Below are 21,473 nucleotides of genomic sequence, written 5' to 3'. Positions count from 1 at the left end.
TTACCTCAACAATCAGTGAAACCGGTTCTTGTTACACCCAAGCTCTCGCGAGGTAACAGTGTTGTAAACTGAGGGGCTGTGAAATTCAGCCCGAAAGTGGCAAAAGGTACTGTTAAATCAATTTGATAATTAATGATGCTGGCTTCAACGAACTCAATTTGAACGAAGTTACTGGTTGTTGTCAGGGGAGTAGGCACCTCCGCGCCAAACTCATTCAGATAGCGAACCTGAATATTCTCAGCTGCGAAATTGGGTAGTGTTACATTGCCGACAATACCTGCCAGCAGCGTATCAGCACGCTCAGTCTCTGTTACCTGACATACACTTGCCAGCCTTGCAACTCGACGGCTGGTTTCATTCAGTACATGCCAGGTAAATAAGAGCCTGCCAAATTCGATAATCGCGAAGATGAGCAGAAAGAATAAGGAGGCAACAATCGTAAATTCAATTACTGTTGTGCCTTTCTGTTTTTTCAGTAACAGCTCTTTCATTACAACACCCTCATGGAATAACTCGATGTCATATTGAAATTCAGAGAGATGGCTCCCTGATTCAGCAGATCTGGTATCTGAGCAAGTGCAGGTTGATAGGGGTAGATAATTTCAATCAGAACATGATTATTGTTAAGGGTGATACTGACCTGGCTTGTTGCCATAGACGGGAGACGTGGGTCAGTTCCTCCCGAGATGGTGCCATAGACTGCAAGGTTGCTGGCATTATCAATATCAGTTTGTAAAAGGGTGTAGGTACCTGTTGAACCTTTGACTATGGCTCCAGACAGGTAACGGGCACTATCGCGGGTTGATTTTTCGAGCGATGTGTACGTATAAAAGGCTCGGCCAAGCTCCATTGTGGCTAACAGAACTAATAACATCAGTGGCAATAATATGGTGAATTCAACCATTGCCAGCCCCTGGTGAAAGTTAATAGATGAATTCTTCATCACGAATCCTCACTGTCCGGGTCTTTGAATAAGACGATTTTGTAAGGTCCGTTTTCATCCGGATCCAGGCCCGGATTACCGGCATTTATACGGCATTCAGAGATGAATTCACCAATCAGCCATGAACCATCACCACCACCACCGTTATCGTCTTCATGCTCGGTCACACTCATAGGTTGTACCAGATAAAAGCAGGCCAGCCCTTTGAGTGGAATATCCATGCGACCACCGGATTTTGTTGCCTGATCACATTTCAGGATCGGAACTGTTATTACCCGGCGGTAGTAGCCTTCGCTCTGGCAAGATGAAGACGCAAGGCAGGACTCATAATCGATATCAGCATAGTTGTACATGTACTTGCTGTAGTTATGCATGGCCGAATAGGACTTGTTCGGCACGTATTTGTTAACCGGATTGCCATCAGCATCCATCACCGTATTTCCATCAGCATCAACCTGAACTTCGGTTGCGACCTGGACATAATCAGATGCATAGTTTGAATCGATATCTGCCGGATATAAGTGGGAGTCTTTTTTCATGTCCCCTTTGTAGATACCAAAACGGGTATCTACTCCCAACGATGGGCCAACCATGTTGCCCGGTTCTGTTGATATAGGTTCGTCCTCAATGACGTTTAGACAGGCATCAAAGCTGCCAGCAAGAGCATCCTTATAAGTGTTGGCGCCAGACATTTGGTTACCTTCGCTGTCGGTAAGCGCTACCGGCTGAAAGTTACCGGATCCGATATTGGAGTCAGTTGATGAAGATGCCTTCAACACATGTAAGCTGTTGGCGCTGTAGCCAGAAACAGTGCTGCTACTGTCTCCTTCACAGATACTGAGCGGGGTAATGTTACAGGCTCGCTCAACACTCGTACTCGGGCCGGCAACGGCTGAAGAGCGCGTGTTGAGATCAACGTTAAATACGCTAATAAGGAAGTTTGGAATATCAATATTTTCAATTCGTACCCGTACATATTGCGATGTTGCTGTCGCTGTACTGGTATCGAATGGTAGAGTTTCAGAAAACTCTACAGTGATATTGCTATCACTGACGGTGATGGCATTGAATCCATCCAGCTGCAAATTATCTGTGATCGTTTGTTTCCCTGCGGCGATTGCTTCTGTTTGATCACCACCAAGGTCGATCGTTTTTGCTGCACTGAGCGCGGCGGAGTCGGCCAGGTTCTGAAGCTTGCCTTTGGATAACGTTAAGTTGCCAATATCCAGCGCCAGCGCACCTGCTCCAACAATGACGGCCATTGTCAAAGTTGCAAAGACAATGACAACACCTTTTTGTGCTTTCAATGATGAAGACATTCTGTGCTGAATTGCCATTTTTACCTCCGCCTTCCGTTGCTTAGTGTTTATTAGTCGTTATTTGTTATTGACGATGATTCTCTTCTCTTTGACTTTTTCTGACTTAATGCCTTTTTGCTCTGTATTAATAGATTTCTCGGCTTTCTTACCGCTAAAGGAAGGAGAGCCTGTCGGTACTCGATTTTCAGCAAGCGGATCAACAGTTTGCATACGAATCAGCTGGTTAACACTATTGCCTAGTTGAACTTCTGCGGCGAAAGCAACGGTATTTACCAGAAGGCCTAAGCACAGGATAAGAGTCGACTTAATCATTGGTTACCTCCTATAAACTATGGCCAAATTGACCTTCTGAACCAGAATTTGGTGATAAGGTCGCCGGAGTACTGGAAACGGTCTGAGAGTAGTTGTTTGGCGAAATTTCTTTCTGTTTCAGTTCACTCATTCGACCAAGCAGGTAATACTCCCAGTCATTGGGTTCAACAAAGTTATCTGTTGGTAATGAAATGTCCTGTCGGCGAATAGGCTTGGCAAGACGAGGCGTAACTAAAATGATGAGCTCTGTTTCACCTTTACGGAATGCCTGACTGCGAAACAGCTGGCCGATGATTGGCAGGTCACCAAGACCCGGCAGTTTGTCGACAACATCTGTGATGTTTTCATTTAGTAAGCCAGCAATACCAATGGTTTGTCCGTTACCAAGCTCAACAGTTGTTTTTGCGCCTCGCTTGGTTAATGACGGGATAAAGAACTGAGAACCTGTACCTGATGGGGTCAGAGTTACCGCATTCTGATTGGCAATTTCACTAACCTCGATGTTCAGGGCCAGATTAATGCTGTCGTTAGAAACAACGGTTGGTAAAAACTTCAAACCAACACCAAATTCTTTGAACTCAATGGTAACGTTATCGTCGTTTGGTACCGGGATTGGGAATTCACCACCAGAGATGAACTCAGCCTGCTCACCGCTTAATGAGGTTAAGGTCGGCTCGGCCAGAACTTTGGCCAGACCATTGGTTTTGGCAATATTGAATGCCGCGGTGAATAATGTATCGCCACTCAGATAGCTGGCAAACAGGCCGTTGTCATCAATATTCAGCGGGTTAGGAGCAATTTCATCAACAACCGGCCCTATAACTGCGCCATTGCCAGGGTTGAAAATCGGGAAGCGGCTTCCGTCGGTAGCGACAGCATCCGGGAAGCTGGCGCCCCCGTTAACGCCACCCCAGGTCCAGTTATTGCCGTTGCGGGTAAAGATGAACTTAGAATCAAATTCACGCACCAGAGAGCGCTGAACTTCTGCGACTGTGACTTCCAGCATAATCTGGTGTGAGCCGCTGACTTTCATCAGGTTGATGATGCCTTTTTCGTCGCCTTCTTTTTCCGTAGTGAAGGTGTTGGCGATTTCAACCGCTGTCGCTATTTTTTCTGCACTGCTGACTTCACCACTCAGGGCAAGCTTACTCTGGCTGGTATAGACAGAAATTTTTTCATTTGGCATGAACTCATACAGTTTTGCTTTCAATGCATTCAGGTCGTGTGTCACCTCTACATCAAGCACTGTGATTAAACGATCTCGGGAATCCCACACAATTACGTTGGTGGTGCCAAGCTTTTTGCCAAGCACATAAATTTTGTTTGAACGCAGAATCAGAATATCGGCAACTTCCGGATTACCTACCGAGATTTTTTTCGCGCTACCGGGGATTTCGACCAGTCGAGATTTGTTTTGTGGTACAGCAACACTTTGAGTTCGTGCAGCAAAGCTGTAGGCACTAAATACAATGCTCGCCAGAAATATCGAAATGACCAGTAACCAATTTTGACTGACAGTTTTCATTGGTTGTCCTTCCATGTCATTTACTCCCTGCTATTTAAATCCTTACACTGACACGGCTTGTATCTGTGCCTTTAATGACGGTGACTGATTCCGTTGTCCGCCGGTAAACACGTTTTGGCTTTTCATCCAAGTCATTCGGATTTCGCAATGACAGCTGTAATTCACCTTTAGCTTTCGAAGAAATCAGAGCTTCGGCCTGCTTGGGGGTCAGTTCCAGTGTCACGGCCCGGACAATGATTGGTTTTGAATCATCAGTCCGTGCGGTCTGGTCAACCGCAAGGATCTTGATTTTCTTCAGTACGGTGCGAGCCCGACCGACTTTTTCTTGCGCATAAATGACATCGACATAATCTCCGGGCAGCAGGAAGCCGGCTACACCGATTACATCATTAACTCGAATGGTTACCGCACGCATGTTTGGAGAAATCAAAGCGGCCAGTGTTGTCCCTTCTCCTGGTAGAGCAAGCCGCTCCTGGCGAAGGATATCGCCCTGAAAGAGCTCATTTTTGGTCAGCATGCCTAGCACCTGAGACGGGTTGCTGTAACCCTTATCTGCCACCAGTTCTTCAGGATAGTACTCAATGGTGACATGCTTGGACTCAAGTCTGGTGCCCAGTGGGATATTTTGTTGAGCTATCACCCTGGCAACGCGAGGCTCTTCTTTGACCACTTCAATCACTTCCGGATCAGCAGTGGTTTGTGTGGTAAGAATTGCCTGCTTTTTCTGGATCCAGTTATTAGCCAATAACAAAGCGCCGGTACCCATCAAAATTGACACAAATAGCATCAGAAATAGTTTACCTTTCGCCATGAGTTCCTCCTGCCTGGTCATGGTCGACGAAATAGCAGCCCCAAACGGTCTCGATTAACTCAGGGTTAATCAGAGGAGGGTGCTGATAAAAGCTGATTTGGTTGCTGCACATGGCCACTAAGTCTCGCGGGTAGCAGGGAAGCAGTGGTATGTTATGAACTTTATGAAGCTGATTAATTACGAAAGGAACACCGTCACCGGATGTTGTCAGGCCATGCTTCTCACACTCCTGGTGCCAGAGAGTGGTGTAATCTTCCTGTGAAATAGGGCCGAAATTAATTTTGTATCCGATTCGGCGTAAGAAAGCGTCGTCTGCAAGTTTGGCCGGGTGGATATTGGATGAAAAAACCAGCACTTGCTCAAAGGGGATATCAAAATGCTCACCTGATGCCATCGACAGGTAGTCTATGCGCTCTTCAAGCGGAATGATCCAACGGTTAAGGATGGCATCGACTGCGACTTTTTGACGGCCAAGGTCATCAATCAGCAAAATACCATTGTTGGCTTTCATTTGTAGTGGCGCACGATTGATTCGAAATGTCGGGTCAACGCTTACCTCGAGCATTTCAGATGTCAGTTCACCTCCGACAACGACTTCAGGACGGGAGCAAAGTACAAGTCGATCATCATAACCATCATCTAATCGCAGTGACTGCTGTACCTTACTTTTGATTGGATTATGGATGATGGGGTCAAAAACCTGTAATACCTGATTGCCGATACATACAGCGTAAGGAATAAATACATTCGACTGAAATAACCGGACTAAGCGGCGAGATATATATGTTTTACCTGTACCGGGAAGGCCATAGATAAAAATGGCTCTGCCAGAATTCAGTGCCGGACCTACTTGACCCACGATATTTTCCGGAAGGATTAGATCATTTAATCCTTCACGCAATATTTCCGGAGTGACAGATTCATTTTTAGATGACTGGCTGACAATTAGCTCTCGGTAAGTATTGATAGAAATTGGGGTCGGGCCGAGGTAGCCGTCTCTCATCAACTCATGTTGGGCATGGATCATGCCTTTTTGGGTAAGGCCAAAGCGCATGGCGTTGCCAAAACGGCCATCAGTACGAACCTCAATTAATGCTTCACTTTTTTGCTTTTGTAGCAGTTGTTCAACTAGATTTCCGGGTAAGCCCATTTTTTGTGACAGGCTGATCAGGTCAAGATCTGTAGCTTGTGATAAGTGCTTTATAAGCAGGGATTCAATAACGCGAGTCGGGATACCGGTTTGCTCCAACGTTCTGGGCTTACTGGTAATATTTATGGGCTGATTGCCATGTTCAGTTATAGAGGAGGCGATAGTTGACATGATGATTCCTCAGAATGAATTAGAGCAAATAAAAGTGACAGAACATAGTGGCGAGTAATATCGCTCCGCCCATAGGTATAGCGCTTAGTGCAATAGAACCGGTTTCAGGTGACTGGTAATTTTTGTAGAAGATGACATTAAACCAACGTAGACATAAATCTTTAAATTCGCCGTAGCAGGCTAATCTTAATATTGATAATAAACCAGCAGTAAATATTGCTAGTGCGATTAATAATATAATATTAGGGAAGCCAATAATGGTGCCAAGAGATGCTAATAATTTAGCATCTCCGGCGCCAAATAATCCCACAGCATGAAGGAATATACAGATAATAAGCCCTGTAATAAAACCAAGGCATGAATCAGAAAACGAAATGGAATAACCTGAATACAAATCGAGAGATACCATGGCTGATTGTGTCAGGCCAATAATAATAATGCTGACTACTGCTAAATTAGGGATTTTGCAATCTCTAAGATCATGTATGGCAGCGTACATTATTATCGCTATAACGATTATATTCATGGCTATACTCATTTTAAAATGATTATAAACTGTATGCTTATGGTGCTACGGTGCCACCAAGTGCTGTAATAATATCGTTAATTTCTGTCTTGATTGCTGTGCCGAGGTTTGTAAAAGCCGTTACAAGAGTAGCTGCAACAAGCGAGCCTGCAATGGCATACTCCACGGTAGTCAAGCCTTCTTCATCACGACAAAATTCGATTAGATAATTTTTTAAGCTATTCATGCTAAACACTCCTTGATTGAAAGTAATGAGTCCCCTCATTAATGCCTTATTGCTAAGACACTTTAAACGTAGCCTATAGGTAAAAAAAATCCAACAATCATAAAAAGGTTGTATTTATATTTTTCTTTGTAGGTTATAGCTGTCTAACTAACTGTATATTAAGTGTCTTTTATTATACAGTGGTGAGGTGAGGTTCAGATTAAGACAGGAATCAATAACGGACAGCACTTTTTTATCTGATATTTTCTTATGATTCTTATTTTTGAGACAATTTACATATGGTGGCTGTTTGATACTTTGTGTTGATTTATATGTCAATATGAACTACGGGTGGGTTTGAATATAATTTAATGTTCGAAAAAGCTTTGATTATAAAGTAAGGCACTCTGTTTAGTTTGTTGCTGATTTTGGTGGCGGGTAGCTTTTGAACATTTCTGATATTTGCTCATCAATAAATTCATTTCTGGAACCAGGGGTCATTGTTTCTGTTAATTTACGTTGTGAAATTGCTTTCCATACAATGTTATTACTCGTGTTTTCAATCAGCTCTACAACCAGTTTTCCATATCTGTATTCTCTGAATTGACTTGGACTGCTGTAAGCCATTCCGACATGACGATAGCGATAACCAAAGCCGACAGTTGTACCATATGAACGAAAGTCAGATTGCTGCTGAATGTAGTGATGAACAATGATGTCGGCATTGTTGTCTGTTTTCTTCATACCTTTGCTATCAAGCTGTAATTTAATGGCTTTTTCTACTCGTGCGGAATCTAATGTTATGACGGAATTAGTGGTATTTTCAGAGAACTGGTAAGTTTTAAACTGATTGTAATCGAGCTGAATGTAGAACACCACATAGATTAGTAAATATGGGAACAAGTGGGATGATGCGGGAAGTCGTGGGTGAGGCCCTGTAGATAAAGGGTTTAACCTCTGTTTAAGCGGAAAGCCTGATTCCACATGAAATGATAAAAATAGCGGAACATTTAGAATACGCTCCGCATGATTTCGAAAACAAGATGGATCGTTTAAAGATCCGTTGCTCTGTGAACAACCCGCCCGATAATCTCCAAGTCTTTAACCAATTCTTTCGGAATAATCTGTTTCGAATATTCCTCATTATCACAGATCAGTGTGATTGAACCATCAAAGCCTTTTTGAAGGCGTCGAGGGTGAATTTCATCACCAAGCCTTACGACAAAGATCTTACCATCCATTGGCTGATTGCTGTTCAGGTCAACCAATAGGGTGTCGTTATCCTTAATAGTGCCTTTATTACCATCCATTGCATCACCGGCTGCAAAAACAACGGCCAGTTTTGATGGTTCTAGCTTTTTATAGTTAAGGTATTTTCTTCTGAACGCCAGGAAGCGTTTAACTTTATGCTCGCTCTGGTCAAGACTGCCGCATTTACTTGGTATTCTTGCGTGGTAACCAGGGACCAGGATGAACTCTTCATCTAGTTCGGGTTTATCTATTACCTGGTAGGAGACTTCCTGAACTTCAGAATCAGGAACCTCAGAGCTGTCAGGCATTGAGTCGGAGATGCTTTCAAACCCAGGCTCAGCTGCTTCTATAGGAAAAGATATAGAGTTGTCACGTTTAACAGCGTGCCCAACGCCTGCAATTAGCCAGTTAAGGTCAATGCCTTCAATTTTGCAGATTTTCTCCAGAACATCGAGTTTTGGACTGCCACCCTTCAAATAGTTACGCACAGTACCTTCAGAAACATCCATACTGTCCGCAAATTCTCTGTAGCTTCTTGCACCAATAACGTGTTTTAAACGCCCTGAAAAGGTTCCGTCAACAGTTTCATCTGACGGAACCAATAAGGATTCATCTTTTCTCATTGTTCCTTCTTATTATTAACTCATTTAAAACAATGACATAGCATAAAATTACGCAGTCGATCGCAAAAATCTGCGCGGAACCGTAGGAATCTGTTGTTCCGGAACTTCATATGCACTATATTTCATCAAGAAGTTACGCAGTGCGTAATTTCTTAAGGGAGCGTACTCAATGCGTACGTTAGCAATGATACCACGGTAAACCATTATGGAAATAAAAACTGCCAGGCAAATTCATGCAGTGTTGATGATCCAAGGCGAAAGTTGTCGTTCTTGGGCGTTAAAGCACGGTTATAAGCCAAGAACAGTTCAGAAGTATGTTCAATGGTTTGCGCCAGAAACAGGACGAAAACCCCAGCGAAAAACAGCCATTCAAATCATGACCGAGCTATCCAGAACGCTAGGCACCGATCTAGTAGGAGGTGAAGACAATGAGTGATTGGCTAACTGCGCAGGAAATTGCGCAAAGCATCGGGGTAACAGACAGAGCCGTCAGGAAGAGAGCAAATAATGAAAGTTGGCCATTCAGAATAGATGGTCGCTCCAGAAGATTTGCCCTGAACGCATTGCCCGAAACATACAGGGCAAAAATCGCTGAAGCGATGGCCAAAGAGAAAGCCAAAACCTCTGCACACTTTGTAAAAGGCAAAGCGCTTGCAGACCGCAATCTCCTTGGTAATCAACTCAGTGATAGAAACCAGAGTGAAAGCGGTCAGTCAGGCGCTGCAGAGTTAATGCAACTTACTGGAAAAGCCAAGCTCCGGGCCGAATGCAAACTGGCGATCCTGTCGTCCTGGCGTAGCTATTTGAAACCATACATAGCCAGTAATCAGAAAGTGGAAGGAGAGAAAGCTTTTGCCGTTCTCTACAACAACCACGAAATCGAATACGCGAATGATATTTATAGCGTAATTAACTCAATCGCCTGGAACTCACCGCGCCGATGGCAAAAGACACTGGAAGAGAAGGGCGCAGCCGCATTAGGAGGCCAATACAGCTCAGTAAAACAGCACCTAATCGATCAGCAGCCGACACTACGGGATTTCTGTATTGGTGTGATGTACCACGACCCCGACATAAAAGCGACAAACTTGCTCAAAGCGATCACCGGGCAGAACCATGTCGGCGGGAACGACTGGAATATCCCATCGAAATCATCAGTTCGTCGCTGGATGACAGAGTTTGCACTGCAGAACCCGCTGGCAATGGCACACCGGAAGAACCCCGAGCGGTTCAAAGGAAGCAATAAAGTCTCGTGGGGGAATGCATCCGAATCGATAACCCACATCAACCAGCTATGGGAACTCGATTCCACACCATCGGACGTGCTCTTAACTGACGGACGACACTCAATCATCGGCGCAATAGATGTTTACAGCCGAAGAGTAATTGTCATCGTCCACAAAACATCAAGTGCAGAAAGCATCTGCATGATGCTCAGAAAAGGCATGCTCAGGTTTGGTGTACCTGAAATGGTCAAGATTGATAACGGTAAAGACTATCAATCCAAGCGAGTAACCGCCGTTCTGAGTGCATTAAACATCGATGTAGCAACAACGAACCCGTTCAGCGGAAACGAAAAATCCCATATAGAGCGATTCTTCCGAACCTGGTCACACGGCATCAGCAAATTGCTACCCGGTTATGGCGGCCACAACGTCGCCGAGCGCGAAAAGATCCGCAACCGAGTCAGCTTTGCCGACCGGATAACCAAGAAAGGCTCAGCAGATATAGAAGTATCCCTCAGTAGTAAAGAGTTGCAGGAAATTATCGACCAGTGGATCACCCATGCCTATGAGCACGACCACCACCGGACGATAAAAACCACACCGTTTGACCGATGGAATGAACAACGAACCCTGATTCGGAAAATCGAAAACGAACGGGCGCTCGATCTGCTGTTGTCACCGATACCGGCAAGCGGAGGAAGGGCGGCGGGGGTAAGAACCGTCAACAACGATGTAGGAATCCTAGTTGGAGGCATCAGTTATTTTGCCCCGGAACTCGGCCCGTTCATTGGCGAAGAAGTGTTCTGTTCCTGGGACCCGACAGACATCGGCAGGCTGTATGTGTTCACAGGCAAAGACATGGGCTTTATCTGCATAGCCGAAAACCCACAGATGGCCGGATCAAGTATATCCCTTGCCGAACTGTCCAAAGCCGCTCAGGCACTGCAGAACGAAGAGCGTAAGAAACAAACACTGCAATTACGCCGAGCAGCAAGGAAAGTCTCCATTGACGAAGCCATGACCAACTACGTCAAAGCCCGAGCCAGTGAAAATCAGGGAGTGGAGCCATTCCCGCAACCGACAACAACGGATCTCGGTGAATGCTACCAGGCGGCCGTTGATGCCACACAGCATACACCGGCCAAGCAAGGCATTAGTGACGATGAATTCAAACGCCGAAGAGCGGAGCAAATAGCAGAACAGAACGCAGCACAGAAAGTCATCAACGAAGGCCCCAGATTTCGGTCAGAGTTCGACGAATTTCAATACCTGTTCCGCCAAAAACAGCTACGCAGCCTGAGTCATGAAGAAATCGTCAGGTTTGAAAACTACCGCAAACAGAACCCGAGCCAGGCAAAGATGATGGAAAAAATGCTCGGCTCAAGCGAAGAAAAAGCCAGCCGATAGCGCGACTGGCTTTTAGGAAGGGATTGCAGTCCCTATAACACTTACGAAATGGAGTATATACCATGAAACATATTACTGCCTATACCCGAAATGTAGCCCAAGCCTCTGTTTTATTTGAAGCATTAGTCAACCGTTCTCCGGCCGTTCCCGGATTCGGCTTGATGGACGGACGCCCAGGGCTGGGGAAAACATTCGCCACCCTGAAGCTCATAAATTCAATCGACAATGGTATCTACCTCCGGGCGGTCAAACTAGAAACGCCGACAACATTCCTCGATCGCCTGCTACGGGAACTATCCATCAGGGATCGCCCCAGATCCCGCATGGCCAAATATGAGCGAGTCGTCGATGCACTCAGCATGGAGCAGTTTATCGTCTTTATCGATGAAGCCGACTACTACATGGACCAACCTGAGTTGCTGGATGTACTCAGGGATATCCACGACATGACCGGCACCACCGTCATTCTGGTCGGTATGGACAAAATCGCCCGCAAGATTGCCACGCTGCCACAGCTCGACAGCCGAATCTCACACCGCTTTGAGTTTCAGCCTGCCGACCTGAACGACCTGCAAATCATGGTTGAAGAATGCTTCGAAAATAACATCCAAGTCTCAAACGACTTACTGCGCAAAGTCCTTATCGAAACAAAAGGGAATTACCGACTAAGTGCAATCGCGCTAGAAAACATCGAGCGTAAAGCAAAGGTCGATGGTTTAACCGTTATTGGCTGTGAACACTGGGGCGATGAAAACAGCACGATTAGCTAAGCCTTGCAGGTCATTAATGGAGTATCGAAATGTCCACAAATGAAAAGCGCACCGAAATCTGGGCGTTTGTAAAGCATCGAAAGCAATTTACCAACATGGAAGTCGTGAAATCCACAGGCATTAACTACACCGTCGTTCGCGCTTTCACCAAGGCGTTAGTGAAACAAAACATTGCAGTAGTGGTGAAAAACAAAATAGGCAAAGCATCACTGTTTAAGTTAGTTCAAAACACCCCGCCTCAATTCACCCCAGGGTTCGAGGTGGGGGAACGCCTGAGCCGACGGAAAAAACTAACGTGTGCCGACCGCTGCTGGCGATCAATGCGAGTGCTGAAGAAGTTCTCAGTTTCCGACATCGCACAAGGAGCCGAAGTAAGAAGTGCCTACGCGCAGCAATACGTCCTGTGGCTGAACATAGCCGGTTACCTGCGGTGTTTAACACCGCAAACATCAGCCACAGCCAACGACTCGACTGTTTACATGCTCATCAAAGACACCGGACCAGACAGGCCGATTTTGCGAATGCGCGAAAAAGCCGTCTACGACCCCAATATCGACGAAGTTTTTGATTTAAACAAATCCCGCTCGAATCAAGGGAAACAGGTGCAGCCCAAAGTAAACCAGAGGGGGGAGCATGTCAGAGTGGATTGATGCGCTCAGGCGAGAATGTGAGAAAGCCTCTTACAGAAAGGTCGCAGATAAGCTCGGAGTCAGTCCAACCAAGGTTAATCAGGTAGTAAACGGAAAATATCCGAGCGAATCCGGGCTGGAAAGCTTACGCCAGCGGTTTGAAAGCGCGTTTTTAAAAAGAACCGTTCATTGTCCGGTACTGGGAGAAATCACGATCGACAAGTGCCTTTTTCACCAAAACCGGGAGTTCGCGGCCACCAACCCTCAGCGGGTGATGCTTTACCGGGCATGTCGAAGTGGATGTGGGCATTCAAAGCTAGAGCAAACAGTAAAAAGCAACCAAATTACAGTCCGGCAAATTGAAGACAGCCCACCCAAAAAAGAAGTCGTGCAATACGACCTGGAAAACAACCTGGCCAGTATCAGGCGAAAAGCCAAAGGAGACAAAGCACGGCACAACACATTGCTTGAAACCGAACTCACCAAATTAGCCACACGATACAACCAGCTATTGTGGAGCAAAAAATATTCAAGGAGCGAAAAATGACAAAAGGAAACATCATTAACCGTGCCGGTTTAATTAATAACGTTGTCCGACGCCTGAATAAACACGGTTTGGAAGTGCGCTCAACACGCATCGGCAATATTCGCCCGGTAATAGAAATCGAACGCCCGCAGAGCTTTTGTCCGGGGTTTCAAATCACCTGTAAATCCAACGGCATTATCCAACAGATGCATGTTGCCAAATTAGGTGGCTGCCTCATCACCTGGAGGGCCTGATCATGTACATCCGAATCGTCGAACTGCTCAAACAGGCACCGTTAACCACCGATGATCTGCTGTACCTCCTGCCGGGTGTGGCCCCGTCAACCATTTACTTCTACCTGAACCAGCTAAAAAGGCGCGGCTTCATCCGTCGCATCAACAAGGAATACCACCTGCAAGGCAACAAACAGGTGCTCTGTCCCTGCAAACGCTGCCGGGTACTGGTAATAAGCTGGACGCTCGATCGGGCAGGGCGATGCAAAAAATGCCAGCCCGAGAAAACCCTCAGCTTTGTAGCTCAAGTCTTCCCAGACAAAACCAGCCACACATTTGCCGCAAAGCTGATGCAAACCCCGTTCAGAACCGAGGCCCTGGAAAAACTGCGTGAAGAAGCGGAGGTGTAACCATGGCCTCAACAGCAGAACGCATCATCAAAGCACTTAGGGAAAAGCCTCATACACGCCCGGCACTGCTATTCATCATAAATGATGTTACCTCCCGAGCCGTGCTCTACCAGCTCAGCAACCTGGTCCGGCACGGATTCGTCAGGCGCAGCGAAGAAAGGTGCAGCACCTACAGCCTCATAACCGAAAAAGGCTTTCTCCAAACCTGCAACAGCTGCGGAAAAAGCGTCCCGTGCTGGCAGATGAAAGGGCCCATTTGCCAGCACTGCAGCAACTCAAGCTGGCTGCTCTCAAAAAACAGACTTCGCCGAAAGGAAGCCATGTATGCCGAAGACGACGCCTGCTCCAGAGCGTATCAGCGGCTGTTACGCGGTCACCAAATCGGAATCACCAACAAGCAGTAAAAGGAAATTCAATGAACACCCAAGAAACAAAATCGGTTGTTGAAGTACCGGCGGGCTACCGAATGAATGCCCTTGGCGATTTAGTTCCTGAAAGCCGAATCAAACCCATCGACCTAATCCGCGATGAACTGGTCAGGAAAATGATTGCCGATGCCCAGCAACAGCAAAAACGCCTGGCCGCATTCAAGCTGCAAGCCATGAACGAAGTTGCCGACTTTGTGGAACTCTCTGCCGACCAGTACGACGTCAAATACGGTGGCGCAAAAGGCAATGTCACCCTCACCAGTTTCGACGGCAAATACCGGCTGGTCAGAGCCAAAGGCGAGCACCGCGTCTTCGACGAACGGATGCAGGCCGGAAAAGCCAAGCTCGATGAAATCATCAACCGCCGCTCAGAAGGGGCCGACGACCTCATCAAAGCCCTGGTAGAACGGGCATTCCGAGTCAACAAACAGGGCCATATCGACGTTAACCAGGTGCTCGGCTTGCGCAGCATCAGCGAAGACGATCCGGAGTGGACATCAGCCATCGACGCCATGGCCGATTCCATCCAAGTCATCGGCACCAGTGCATACCTTCGCCTTTATGAGCGGCAGGAAAACGGCGCATACAAACAAATCCCGCTGGATATCAGCAAGGTGTAAGAGGGCCGTATGAACAAAAACAACCATTTGAGGATGCCGTTCGTCAGTCCTCATAGCCGTCTGGCAGTGCTGAACGAACTGGACAAAGCCCAACAGCTTGAAGACATGAAAGCGGAAATCAGGGGGAAAACCTACGCCGATGGTGTCAGCGATGCCCTGTTATGGGTTATGGGCAAAGTACCGCCACCGGGCGAATAACCTAAAACCGGTACAAACCAGGCTCTCATGTTCAGCACTGAGAGCCTTTTTTATAAAACAAACTCAGGGAAAGAACACAATGAACAACCGAAACCGCCTTATCCAGTTAATCCACATCGGCAAACGCAACCTCGGCCTGGATGATGATACCTACCGCGCTTTGCTCACCGCCACAACCGGAAAGCCAAGCTGCAGTCAGCTCACAGTCAAACAGCTGGATAGTGTACTGGCCGTAATGGAAAGGCAGGGGTTTAAGCGCAAACGCAGCAATAGCAAAACAACGTTTAAACGCCGTTTAAGTCCTAAATCAGGCAACGCCAAACATGCGCAAATCGATAAAATCCGCGCAATTTGGATCACCATGCACCAGCAAGGGATCATCAGGGATGGCAGTGAAACAGCATTAGACGCTTATGTCCGAAGAATGACGAAACGCGGGAACCAGAAAGGAGTCGATCATGTGGGGTGGTTGGATAGCAGGCAGGCTTGCGTCGTACTTGAATCACTCAAAAAATGGCACAAGCGAGAGTTTGGCGATCGAACGAAAGAAGCAGATAGAGGCCATTAAACGGTAATCATACCAGGCTGATTGAAGGGTTATGTTTAAAAACACAGTGTGGGTAGATCACATAATGAATTGAATGATGAGTAATAGCTTTGACAAAGCAAATAAGTGACCTTTAATTAATATGCAACCAGTTGTAATGGCTGCATACTCCAAACTATTTAAAAAGGATGAAATCATGGCTATTACTTATGAATTTAATACAGATGCTTCAGGAAGTGATGCTCTTGTTCTTAAAGTAAAAAATACTGGTCCAGAAGTAAGCCTCAAACTGGGTGGGGCAAACTCATTTGAAACGGAGATACCTGGAGGAACCAGTGTAATTGCTCCACCAGAAGGAAAATATTGGCATGTCGATATGAACACAGCCAAAGGTGGGGTTAGCCTTGGTGGTACTCATGGTCCAGTAATTATGCCAGCCAATTCATCAGTTGAATGGTATCTATCTGATGTGTAATAAAGCACTGGCTTAGCAGGCAGCTGGAAGCATAAACACTCCATTCTTGATGTCAGCGTTATTAAAGAATGGAGTGTTTTTACTTTAATTGGTATAGGACGGTATATGAGTTAAGTTAATAATAATGTCATTTTAAATATGGAGGTGTTATGAATAAGAATAAAATAGAAAGTGTTTTGCTCATATTATCCTTTGTCTTGGCATTAACATCTTTTGTCTATAGCACAGTCGACTTTATAGACAAACATAGAGATAACTATGAACTATCCATTTTTAGCAATAAGACTATACAAAGTGATAATTTGCCTGGTGAATATAAGCTAAGCTCTGATTTTGTCATATCTAATACTGGAAATAGGAAGTTGGATATAATTGATGCTTGGATATCAATTGAAATCGATAACGAACGAATATCAGAACTCTTGGAAAGCAAAAAATGGTTAGATGAGCTTTCTAATTATGCAAGGGATATAAACTACAGCAACTTCAGTCGGTTAGATAGTCGCTGGAAGCTGTTGCATTTATCTGGTGGTGAATCAGAAATGATCAATGTGACTGGTATTAAAAGTTATAATGTTGGTGATTATTATCATTTGTTACCAAGTAAAACCAAGAGTATAGATAATCAACTTGATGATATCCTGAGTGTTGTTGAAAACACTAATAAAGCAAGGTTTAGTAATGATGAGTATATTGAACTAAAAATGCTAAGAAAACGAAATAGTAAGTATGTATCAATGATCTTGAATTTAACTGTTCAACTTGAAAGTAATGAGTTAAAGTTTGTTAAAGTTAAGTATGATAATGTGGTTTATTATAAAAAGGACCTTGCTGGTGCTCCTATTCATGGGTTTCAACTTAATTCATATTTCACAAGGAAGAATAATTTAATTAAAATCAACATAATGAAGGATGGAACTGATTCATTAAAGCATCTGATTATATAGCATGGTTGTTAAGTTTTTAAATTAATTAAGTTGATATGCTACATCTGGCAGTTTTGGTGTAGGTGCTGGCATGTTTACAGCTGATACAATTTATACAAGTCGTATCAATCGACTCAATAGCCTATTTTTACATGGGCTTTTCATTAGGTTAAGTTAATAGTAAAAATTAATGTTATCGAATACACTTATTGGATTGCTACGGCGCATCAGAATTATTTATAAGTGATAATTCAACTGTAGTCGGGCATAACCTTCTTCTTTTCAGAGGAAGTCCTCAATTGACTCTCCACGCCTAACTGAGTCCAATATCCCACTGACCAAAATCAGGGGAGCAGGGCATGGAACAGCAACAGGAAATCTTCCACACAGATACATCAGAACTTGAATTGCTGATCAACAGCGTTGACGACATTGCCGATGACAACGTTCGCCAACGCTGGCCTTCAACCCTCCAGTCCCTCAGCGAAGTGCTTAACTGCGAGTTAAAGCGCGCTAACATCAACAACCCTCACTTGGCCGATAAACTGACTATTGCCCTTGGCTATTACTTCGGTGGCCGCGACATCTACATCCCAACCGGTAACAAACTCAAATTAGCTCTGCGCAATATTGCCATCTGGCGTGAATTCAATGGCCGCAACATTGAGCAACTGGCAGCACGCTATCAGCTTACCGAACGTCAGATAACTCAGGTAGTAAAAGAACAGCGCCAGGCTGAAATGCAGCGCAGGCAAAGAAGCTTATTTTAGTCATATTTAACCCTCTGTTTTTAAAAAGCAAAAAGGCGTAATATGCAGCTGGTTTATGTTTTGAGGGAATATGCATGGCTGCATTAGAAAATGAGTTTGATTGGTCAACACCTTATCATCAGGAGTCTGAAGATAAAAAGAAGGTTAAAACATTTCCTGCTGATCAGTTAGACAGGGCCAAATACGCTACTTTTCTAACTAACTACTTGGTTGAAGTTGGTAAGGTTAATGGTTACGTGTTAAACCTCAATGCAAGTTGGGGAACGGGTAAAACGTATTTCTTAAATCGTTGGAAAGCTGATTTAGAAGATCATTATCCTGTTGTCTATATCGATGCCTGGAAACAAGATTTCTCAAATGATCCAATGATGGCGGTTGTGACATCAATAATCACACAGCTTCGAGATTTATCTCAGGAGAAAGGTGAGCAGCTAGTTCGAAATATAAGCAACAAGTTATGGGGCTTTTGCAAACAAGTAACGCCAGAAGTAACAAAAGCTATAGTAAAGAAAATTAGTGGTGTTGATGTCGAAAAGGTAATCGAAGGTAGTGATGAGGAAGATCTTTTTGACTCAAAGGATTTTGCAGATGCTGCAGGAAAATTGATCGGGGCTGCTATAAAAGATCATGAGGCCAAACTAAAATCGATAGATGATTTTAAGAAAGCCATTTCGGCTTTTATTGAAGATGTCGTTGATTGTTCCGGTAAACAGAATCCTGCATTTATATTCATTGATGAGCTTGATCGTTGTAGACCGACATATGCAGTGGAAATGCTTGAAGTCATCAAACATTTTTTTGATATGAAAAATGTTGTGTTTGTTGTTGCGACGGATACGGAGCAATTACAACATGCAGTGAAGGCTGTTTACGGAACTGATTTCAACGCTGCAACTTATCTTGGTCGTTTTTTCCGTCGCCGTTGCACTCTAAAAGAAGTTTCACGGAAAAAGTTTATTACTCAGAAGGTTCTACAGTTAAACCTAAATCACGAAGAACTAACTCCTTTAATTTGGCCTGATATTTCAGAGGGGTTACATCGCTATGTTGAGATTTTGGCCAATACGGCTGATGCTTTTAGCTTACCTCTAAGAGAAGTCGAGCAGTTAATTGATAAAATAAACGTAATCATTAGAAATCTAGGTGAAACTAGAGTTAATTTGTATCATCTTGCATCCTTTTTAGTTATACATGACAGGTATCATGATTTCTATAATTGCTACTTTGGCAATAGGCTAACTAAAGGGCCATCTAGTAATGTTGCAGCTATGGAGACGATTCGACATTATATTGATGATACAAACATTAATATTGAAGTTGAAATTGGTTTGACTCCACATCAACATTTCTCGAAAGGGTTGGTTCATCAAGGCTCTGTTGGTTACGGTTTGAATTTTAATGATGGTTTTTATCCATTTCGCTTTGATTCCATTTTGCAGTATCAGATGGAAATTTTTAAGAATAATCTTACAGCTCAATATTATTATGATGAAATCGCTGGCAGACGACATAGACAGCAGTCCACTGATTCAACACAGATAGTGCATTATGAAATAGCTGCCTTGAAGCCTACGCTATCCCAATATCAAGATTGGATTGAATTGGCGGCAACATTCGACGACTAATCCCGAATCCCTTCCTTCCCAGTAAACAAAGCACCTCAAATACCATCCCTGTAAACACGCTTTTTACAGGGATGACCCATGAAAACACTCACGCTCAAACGCCGCCATTTTGATCACGGCACCTACTCAACCCTCCATACCCAAAACGGCCAGCAGATCTGCTGCATGGTGGAATGCCCCTGGCAGAACAACCAGCCTAATGTTTCCTGCATTCCGCCGGGTACATACAAGCTCATCCCGCATCAAAGCCCCAAGTTCGGCACCTGTTATGCCCTTGAATCGCCAAACCTTGGTGTTACCCGTTCAGGGCCAAGCACCCGAACCCATTGCTTAATCCACAAAGCCAACCGTGCCAGTGAACTGCGCGGCTGCATGGCTCCCGGCACACACTTTGGCATCATCAGCGACGAGTGGGCCGTTATCAATTCAGAACAAGCCTTCAACGGCCTGATGACAAGGCTCGGGGGCAAGGAATGGCAACTGGAAATCATCCAACACTAAGGAAAGTAAATGGACCCGATCACCATCATCAGCCTGGCCTCATCACTGCTTAAAGCCGGGCCGACATTAATCAAAACCGTTGGCGGCCTGTTCGGTGAAAAGAGCAGCCAAACCGCCGTCAAAGTTGCCGATGCCGTAGAGCAGGTTAGTACCTCGCTGTCATCGCCGGAAGCCCGGCAGCTCAAAGTCGAGCAACTGGTGAAGTCACTGCCGCCGCAAGAGCTGAAACAACTGGAAAAAATCCAGATCGAACTGGCCCAAATCGAAGCCGAGCGCGAGGCCCGCCAACTGGAACATGAACAAGCCCTGTTTGAGTCAGGCCAGCAGACCATCCGCGAGGGTGACAAATCCAATAACGGCTTTGTGGCGCTAACCCGTCCGCTGCAGGCGCTCATCAGCACCTTTGCCGCCAGTTATTACGTTATCAGCAACCCCATGCCCGATATGGTCATCGCAGGCTTTCTTATTGGCCTGGCCATGACCTACATGGGCGCACGCTACAAAGAAAAACAGCTGGGAATCGCATCATGACCGATCTCATCGACCGTGCTGCCGTCGAAACAGATGCCTATATCGCCGATTGTATCCGGCGGCACCGCAAACCGCCCGAAACGCCGGATGAAGATGAAAGCGGGCGTTACTGCCTCGGCTGCGGCCAGCTTATCGACCCGCGACGGCTGGAAAAAACACCCGACGCGGTGCGCTGTGTCCCGTGCGAAACCAAAAGAGAAAAACATGGAAACCGTGGGTGAACTCATCAGGAACTACTGGCCGCTGGTGGCCGGGATAGGGTCGCTGGCCGGTATCGGCACCTTTGCCTGGCTGTCGAACCGGTTTGTGCCCAAAGCCGAACACCGCAAGCTCGAAGAACGGGTCGCCGAAATGGAAAAAGCCTTTGCCTCGCTGCCGTCATCAGACGACTGGCACGAAATGGACAAACGCATGGTGCAGGTGGCCACTCAGAACGAAGCCATCATGAACTCGTTAAAAGGTATCGAAAACCGCCTCAGCATGCTGTTCGAAAACGAATTAAGACAGGAGCAAAAGTAATGGCGTTATCTGAAATCCTCCGGGCTCATCAGCGACTGGTGATCTTGCGCCTGCTCTCTGAAGTGCCGGGTTACGACCTTAATGAATCCATTATCCAGGACGGGCTCGACCGCTATGGCCTCGACATCAGCCGCGACGCATTGCGTGCCCAGTTGGAATGGCTGGCAGAGCTGGATCTGGTCTCGCTGGAAAAACTGGGTTCAACTTACATCGCCACCTTAACCGGGCGCGGTGAAGATGTCGCCGCTGGGAGGGCCACAGTATCTGGCATCAAAAAGCCCCGTCCCGGAGAGTGA

31 protein-coding genes are annotated in these 21,473 nt (G+C 45.6%); 19 read left to right on the top strand and 12 right to left on the bottom strand.

Annotated features, from left to right (window positions below; translation table 11 throughout):
- Positions 1-5: 5 nt before the first annotated feature.
- From C942_RS11920 to C942_RS11870, 11 genes are all read right to left on the bottom strand, one after another.
- Entirely contained in the window at positions 6-491 is a 486-nt protein-coding gene (locus tag C942_RS11920) for a TadE/TadG family type IV pilus assembly protein (protein WP_007466037.1), read from the bottom strand.
- On the bottom strand, positions 491-943 hold the full coding sequence (locus C942_RS11915; protein WP_007466036.1) for a TadE family protein: 453 nt from the start codon (positions 941-943) through the stop codon (positions 491-493). The genes C942_RS11920 and C942_RS11915 overlap by 1 nt, the downstream gene beginning before the upstream one ends.
- Complete coding sequence (locus C942_RS11910) at positions 943-2,280, bottom strand: VWA domain-containing protein (protein ID WP_007466034.1); 1,338 nt, start codon at positions 2,278-2,280, stop codon at positions 943-945. Before C942_RS11910 ends, C942_RS11915 begins: the two co-directional genes overlap by 1 nt.
- A gap of 39 nt (positions 2,281-2,319) precedes the next feature.
- Entirely contained in the window at positions 2,320-2,574 is a 255-nt protein-coding gene (locus tag C942_RS11905; RefSeq protein WP_007466033.1) for a hypothetical protein, read from the bottom strand.
- Between the two features lie 10 nt (positions 2,575-2,584).
- On the bottom strand, positions 2,585-4,114 hold the full coding sequence (locus C942_RS11900; RefSeq protein WP_007466031.1) for a type II and III secretion system protein family protein: 1,530 nt from the start codon (positions 4,112-4,114) through the stop codon (positions 2,585-2,587).
- Between the two features lie 19 nt (positions 4,115-4,133).
- Positions 4,134-4,910, bottom strand: a complete 777-nt coding sequence (gene cpaB, locus C942_RS11895; protein ID WP_007466029.1) for a Flp pilus assembly protein CpaB — start codon at positions 4,908-4,910, stop codon at positions 4,134-4,136.
- Entirely contained in the window at positions 4,897-6,231 is a 1,335-nt protein-coding gene (locus C942_RS11890) for a DEAD/DEAH box helicase family protein (protein ID WP_007466028.1), read from the bottom strand. Before C942_RS11890 ends, cpaB begins: the two co-directional genes overlap by 14 nt.
- Before the next feature lie 19 nt (positions 6,232-6,250).
- The gene (locus C942_RS11885; protein ID WP_036799743.1) at positions 6,251-6,757 is read right to left on the bottom strand and encodes an A24 family peptidase; all 507 of its coding nucleotides are present in this window, start codon (positions 6,755-6,757) and stop codon (positions 6,251-6,253) included.
- Between the two features lie 37 nt (positions 6,758-6,794).
- Positions 6,795-6,983, bottom strand: coding sequence for a Flp family type IVb pilin (locus tag C942_RS11880; protein WP_007466027.1), 189 nt, complete (start codon positions 6,981-6,983; stop codon positions 6,795-6,797).
- Between the two features lie 390 nt (positions 6,984-7,373).
- Positions 7,374-7,838, bottom strand: a complete 465-nt coding sequence (locus tag C942_RS11875; protein WP_232428172.1) for a DUF4136 domain-containing protein — start codon at positions 7,836-7,838, stop codon at positions 7,374-7,376.
- Positions 7,839-8,014: 176 nt separating this feature from the next.
- Positions 8,015-8,836: an XRE family transcriptional regulator gene (locus C942_RS11870; RefSeq protein WP_007466025.1), complete on the bottom strand. Its 822-nt coding sequence runs from the start codon at positions 8,834-8,836 to the stop codon at positions 8,015-8,017.
- 205 nt (positions 8,837-9,041) lie between these two features.
- Here C942_RS11870 and C942_RS11865 point away from each other — a divergent pair, with 205 nt between their 5' ends.
- The 7 genes from C942_RS11865 to C942_RS11835 all read left to right on the top strand — a co-directional run bounded on the left by C942_RS11865 (position 9,042) and on the right by C942_RS11835 (position 14,037).
- A complete protein-coding gene (locus C942_RS11865) occupies positions 9,042-9,272 on the top strand; it encodes a helix-turn-helix domain-containing protein (RefSeq protein ID WP_036799739.1) in 231 nt (76 codons plus the stop codon).
- The gene (locus C942_RS11860) at positions 9,265-11,469 is read left to right on the top strand and encodes a DDE-type integrase/transposase/recombinase (RefSeq protein WP_007466022.1); all 2,205 of its coding nucleotides are present in this window, start codon (positions 9,265-9,267) and stop codon (positions 11,467-11,469) included. Before C942_RS11865 ends, C942_RS11860 begins: the two co-directional genes overlap by 8 nt.
- Before the next feature lie 62 nt (positions 11,470-11,531).
- Complete coding sequence (locus tag C942_RS11855; RefSeq protein WP_007466021.1) at positions 11,532-12,239, top strand: AAA family ATPase; 708 nt, start codon at positions 11,532-11,534, stop codon at positions 12,237-12,239.
- Between the two features lie 29 nt (positions 12,240-12,268).
- The gene (locus C942_RS11850) at positions 12,269-12,889 is read left to right on the top strand and encodes a hypothetical protein (protein WP_007466019.1); all 621 of its coding nucleotides are present in this window, start codon (positions 12,269-12,271) and stop codon (positions 12,887-12,889) included.
- Positions 12,873-13,415 (top strand): hypothetical protein, encoded by a 543-nt coding sequence (locus tag C942_RS25350; RefSeq protein ID WP_198287487.1) that lies wholly within the window; start codon positions 12,873-12,875, stop codon positions 13,413-13,415. Before C942_RS11850 ends, C942_RS25350 begins: the two co-directional genes overlap by 17 nt.
- The gene (locus C942_RS11840; RefSeq protein WP_007466012.1) at positions 13,412-13,648 is read left to right on the top strand and encodes a hypothetical protein; all 237 of its coding nucleotides are present in this window, start codon (positions 13,412-13,414) and stop codon (positions 13,646-13,648) included. Before C942_RS25350 ends, C942_RS11840 begins: the two co-directional genes overlap by 4 nt.
- A gap of 2 nt (positions 13,649-13,650) precedes the next feature.
- Positions 13,651-14,037, top strand: coding sequence for a hypothetical protein (locus tag C942_RS11835; RefSeq protein ID WP_007466010.1), 387 nt, complete (start codon positions 13,651-13,653; stop codon positions 14,035-14,037).
- A 68-nt stretch (positions 14,038-14,105) separates the two neighbouring features.
- Here the strand turns inward: C942_RS11835 and C942_RS11830 are convergent, their stop codons facing one another.
- Positions 14,106-14,303, bottom strand: coding sequence for a hypothetical protein (locus C942_RS11830; RefSeq protein WP_036799736.1), 198 nt, complete (start codon positions 14,301-14,303; stop codon positions 14,106-14,108).
- A gap of 149 nt (positions 14,304-14,452) precedes the next feature.
- Here C942_RS11830 and C942_RS11825 point away from each other — a divergent pair, with 149 nt between their 5' ends.
- The 12 genes from C942_RS11825 to C942_RS11770 all read left to right on the top strand — a co-directional run bounded on the left by C942_RS11825 (position 14,453) and on the right by C942_RS11770 (position 21,473).
- A complete protein-coding gene (locus C942_RS11825) occupies positions 14,453-15,085 on the top strand; it encodes a DUF3164 family protein (protein WP_007466006.1) in 633 nt (210 codons plus the stop codon).
- A gap of 9 nt (positions 15,086-15,094) precedes the next feature.
- Positions 15,095-15,283: a hypothetical protein gene (locus tag C942_RS11820; RefSeq protein WP_007466005.1), complete on the top strand. Its 189-nt coding sequence runs from the start codon at positions 15,095-15,097 to the stop codon at positions 15,281-15,283.
- A gap of 79 nt (positions 15,284-15,362) precedes the next feature.
- Positions 15,363-15,851 (top strand): gp16 family protein, encoded by a 489-nt coding sequence (locus tag C942_RS11815; RefSeq protein WP_007466003.1) that lies wholly within the window; start codon positions 15,363-15,365, stop codon positions 15,849-15,851.
- Positions 15,852-16,026: 175 nt separating this feature from the next.
- Complete coding sequence (locus C942_RS11810; RefSeq protein WP_007466002.1) at positions 16,027-16,305, top strand: hypothetical protein; 279 nt, start codon at positions 16,027-16,029, stop codon at positions 16,303-16,305.
- Positions 16,306-16,454: 149 nt separating this feature from the next.
- A complete protein-coding gene (locus C942_RS11805; RefSeq protein ID WP_007466000.1) occupies positions 16,455-17,252 on the top strand; it encodes a hypothetical protein in 798 nt (265 codons plus the stop codon).
- 338 nt (positions 17,253-17,590) lie between these two features.
- A complete protein-coding gene (locus tag C942_RS11800) occupies positions 17,591-18,001 on the top strand; it encodes a Mor transcription activator family protein (protein WP_007465998.1) in 411 nt (136 codons plus the stop codon).
- A gap of 74 nt (positions 18,002-18,075) precedes the next feature.
- Positions 18,076-19,626 (top strand): KAP family P-loop NTPase fold protein, encoded by a 1,551-nt coding sequence (locus C942_RS11795; RefSeq protein ID WP_007465997.1) that lies wholly within the window; start codon positions 18,076-18,078, stop codon positions 19,624-19,626.
- 78 nt (positions 19,627-19,704) lie between these two features.
- On the top strand, positions 19,705-20,127 hold the full coding sequence (locus C942_RS11790; RefSeq protein ID WP_007465995.1) for a DUF5675 family protein: 423 nt from the start codon (positions 19,705-19,707) through the stop codon (positions 20,125-20,127).
- 9 nt (positions 20,128-20,136) lie between these two features.
- Positions 20,137-20,658 carry a hypothetical protein gene (locus C942_RS11785; protein ID WP_007465993.1) on the top strand — a complete coding sequence of 174 codons (522 nt, stop codon included), beginning with the start codon at positions 20,137-20,139 and terminating at the stop codon, positions 20,656-20,658.
- Positions 20,655-20,879: a TraR/DksA C4-type zinc finger protein gene (locus C942_RS11780; RefSeq protein WP_036799731.1), complete on the top strand. Its 225-nt coding sequence runs from the start codon at positions 20,655-20,657 to the stop codon at positions 20,877-20,879. The genes C942_RS11785 and C942_RS11780 overlap by 4 nt, the downstream gene beginning before the upstream one ends.
- Positions 20,863-21,177, top strand: coding sequence for a DUF2730 family protein (locus C942_RS11775; RefSeq protein WP_036799728.1), 315 nt, complete (start codon positions 20,863-20,865; stop codon positions 21,175-21,177). Before C942_RS11780 ends, C942_RS11775 begins: the two co-directional genes overlap by 17 nt.
- Positions 21,177-21,473 (top strand): VpaChn25_0724 family phage protein, encoded by a 297-nt coding sequence (locus C942_RS11770; protein ID WP_007465989.1) that lies wholly within the window; start codon positions 21,177-21,179, stop codon positions 21,471-21,473. Before C942_RS11775 ends, C942_RS11770 begins: the two co-directional genes overlap by 1 nt.

Source organism: Photobacterium marinum (assembly GCF_000331515.1).
GTDB classification, from domain to species: domain Bacteria; phylum Pseudomonadota; class Gammaproteobacteria; order Enterobacterales; family Vibrionaceae; genus Photobacterium; species Photobacterium marinum.
Note: the sequence above shows the minus strand (reverse complement) of the source record. Positions and strands in the feature narration are given on the sequence as shown.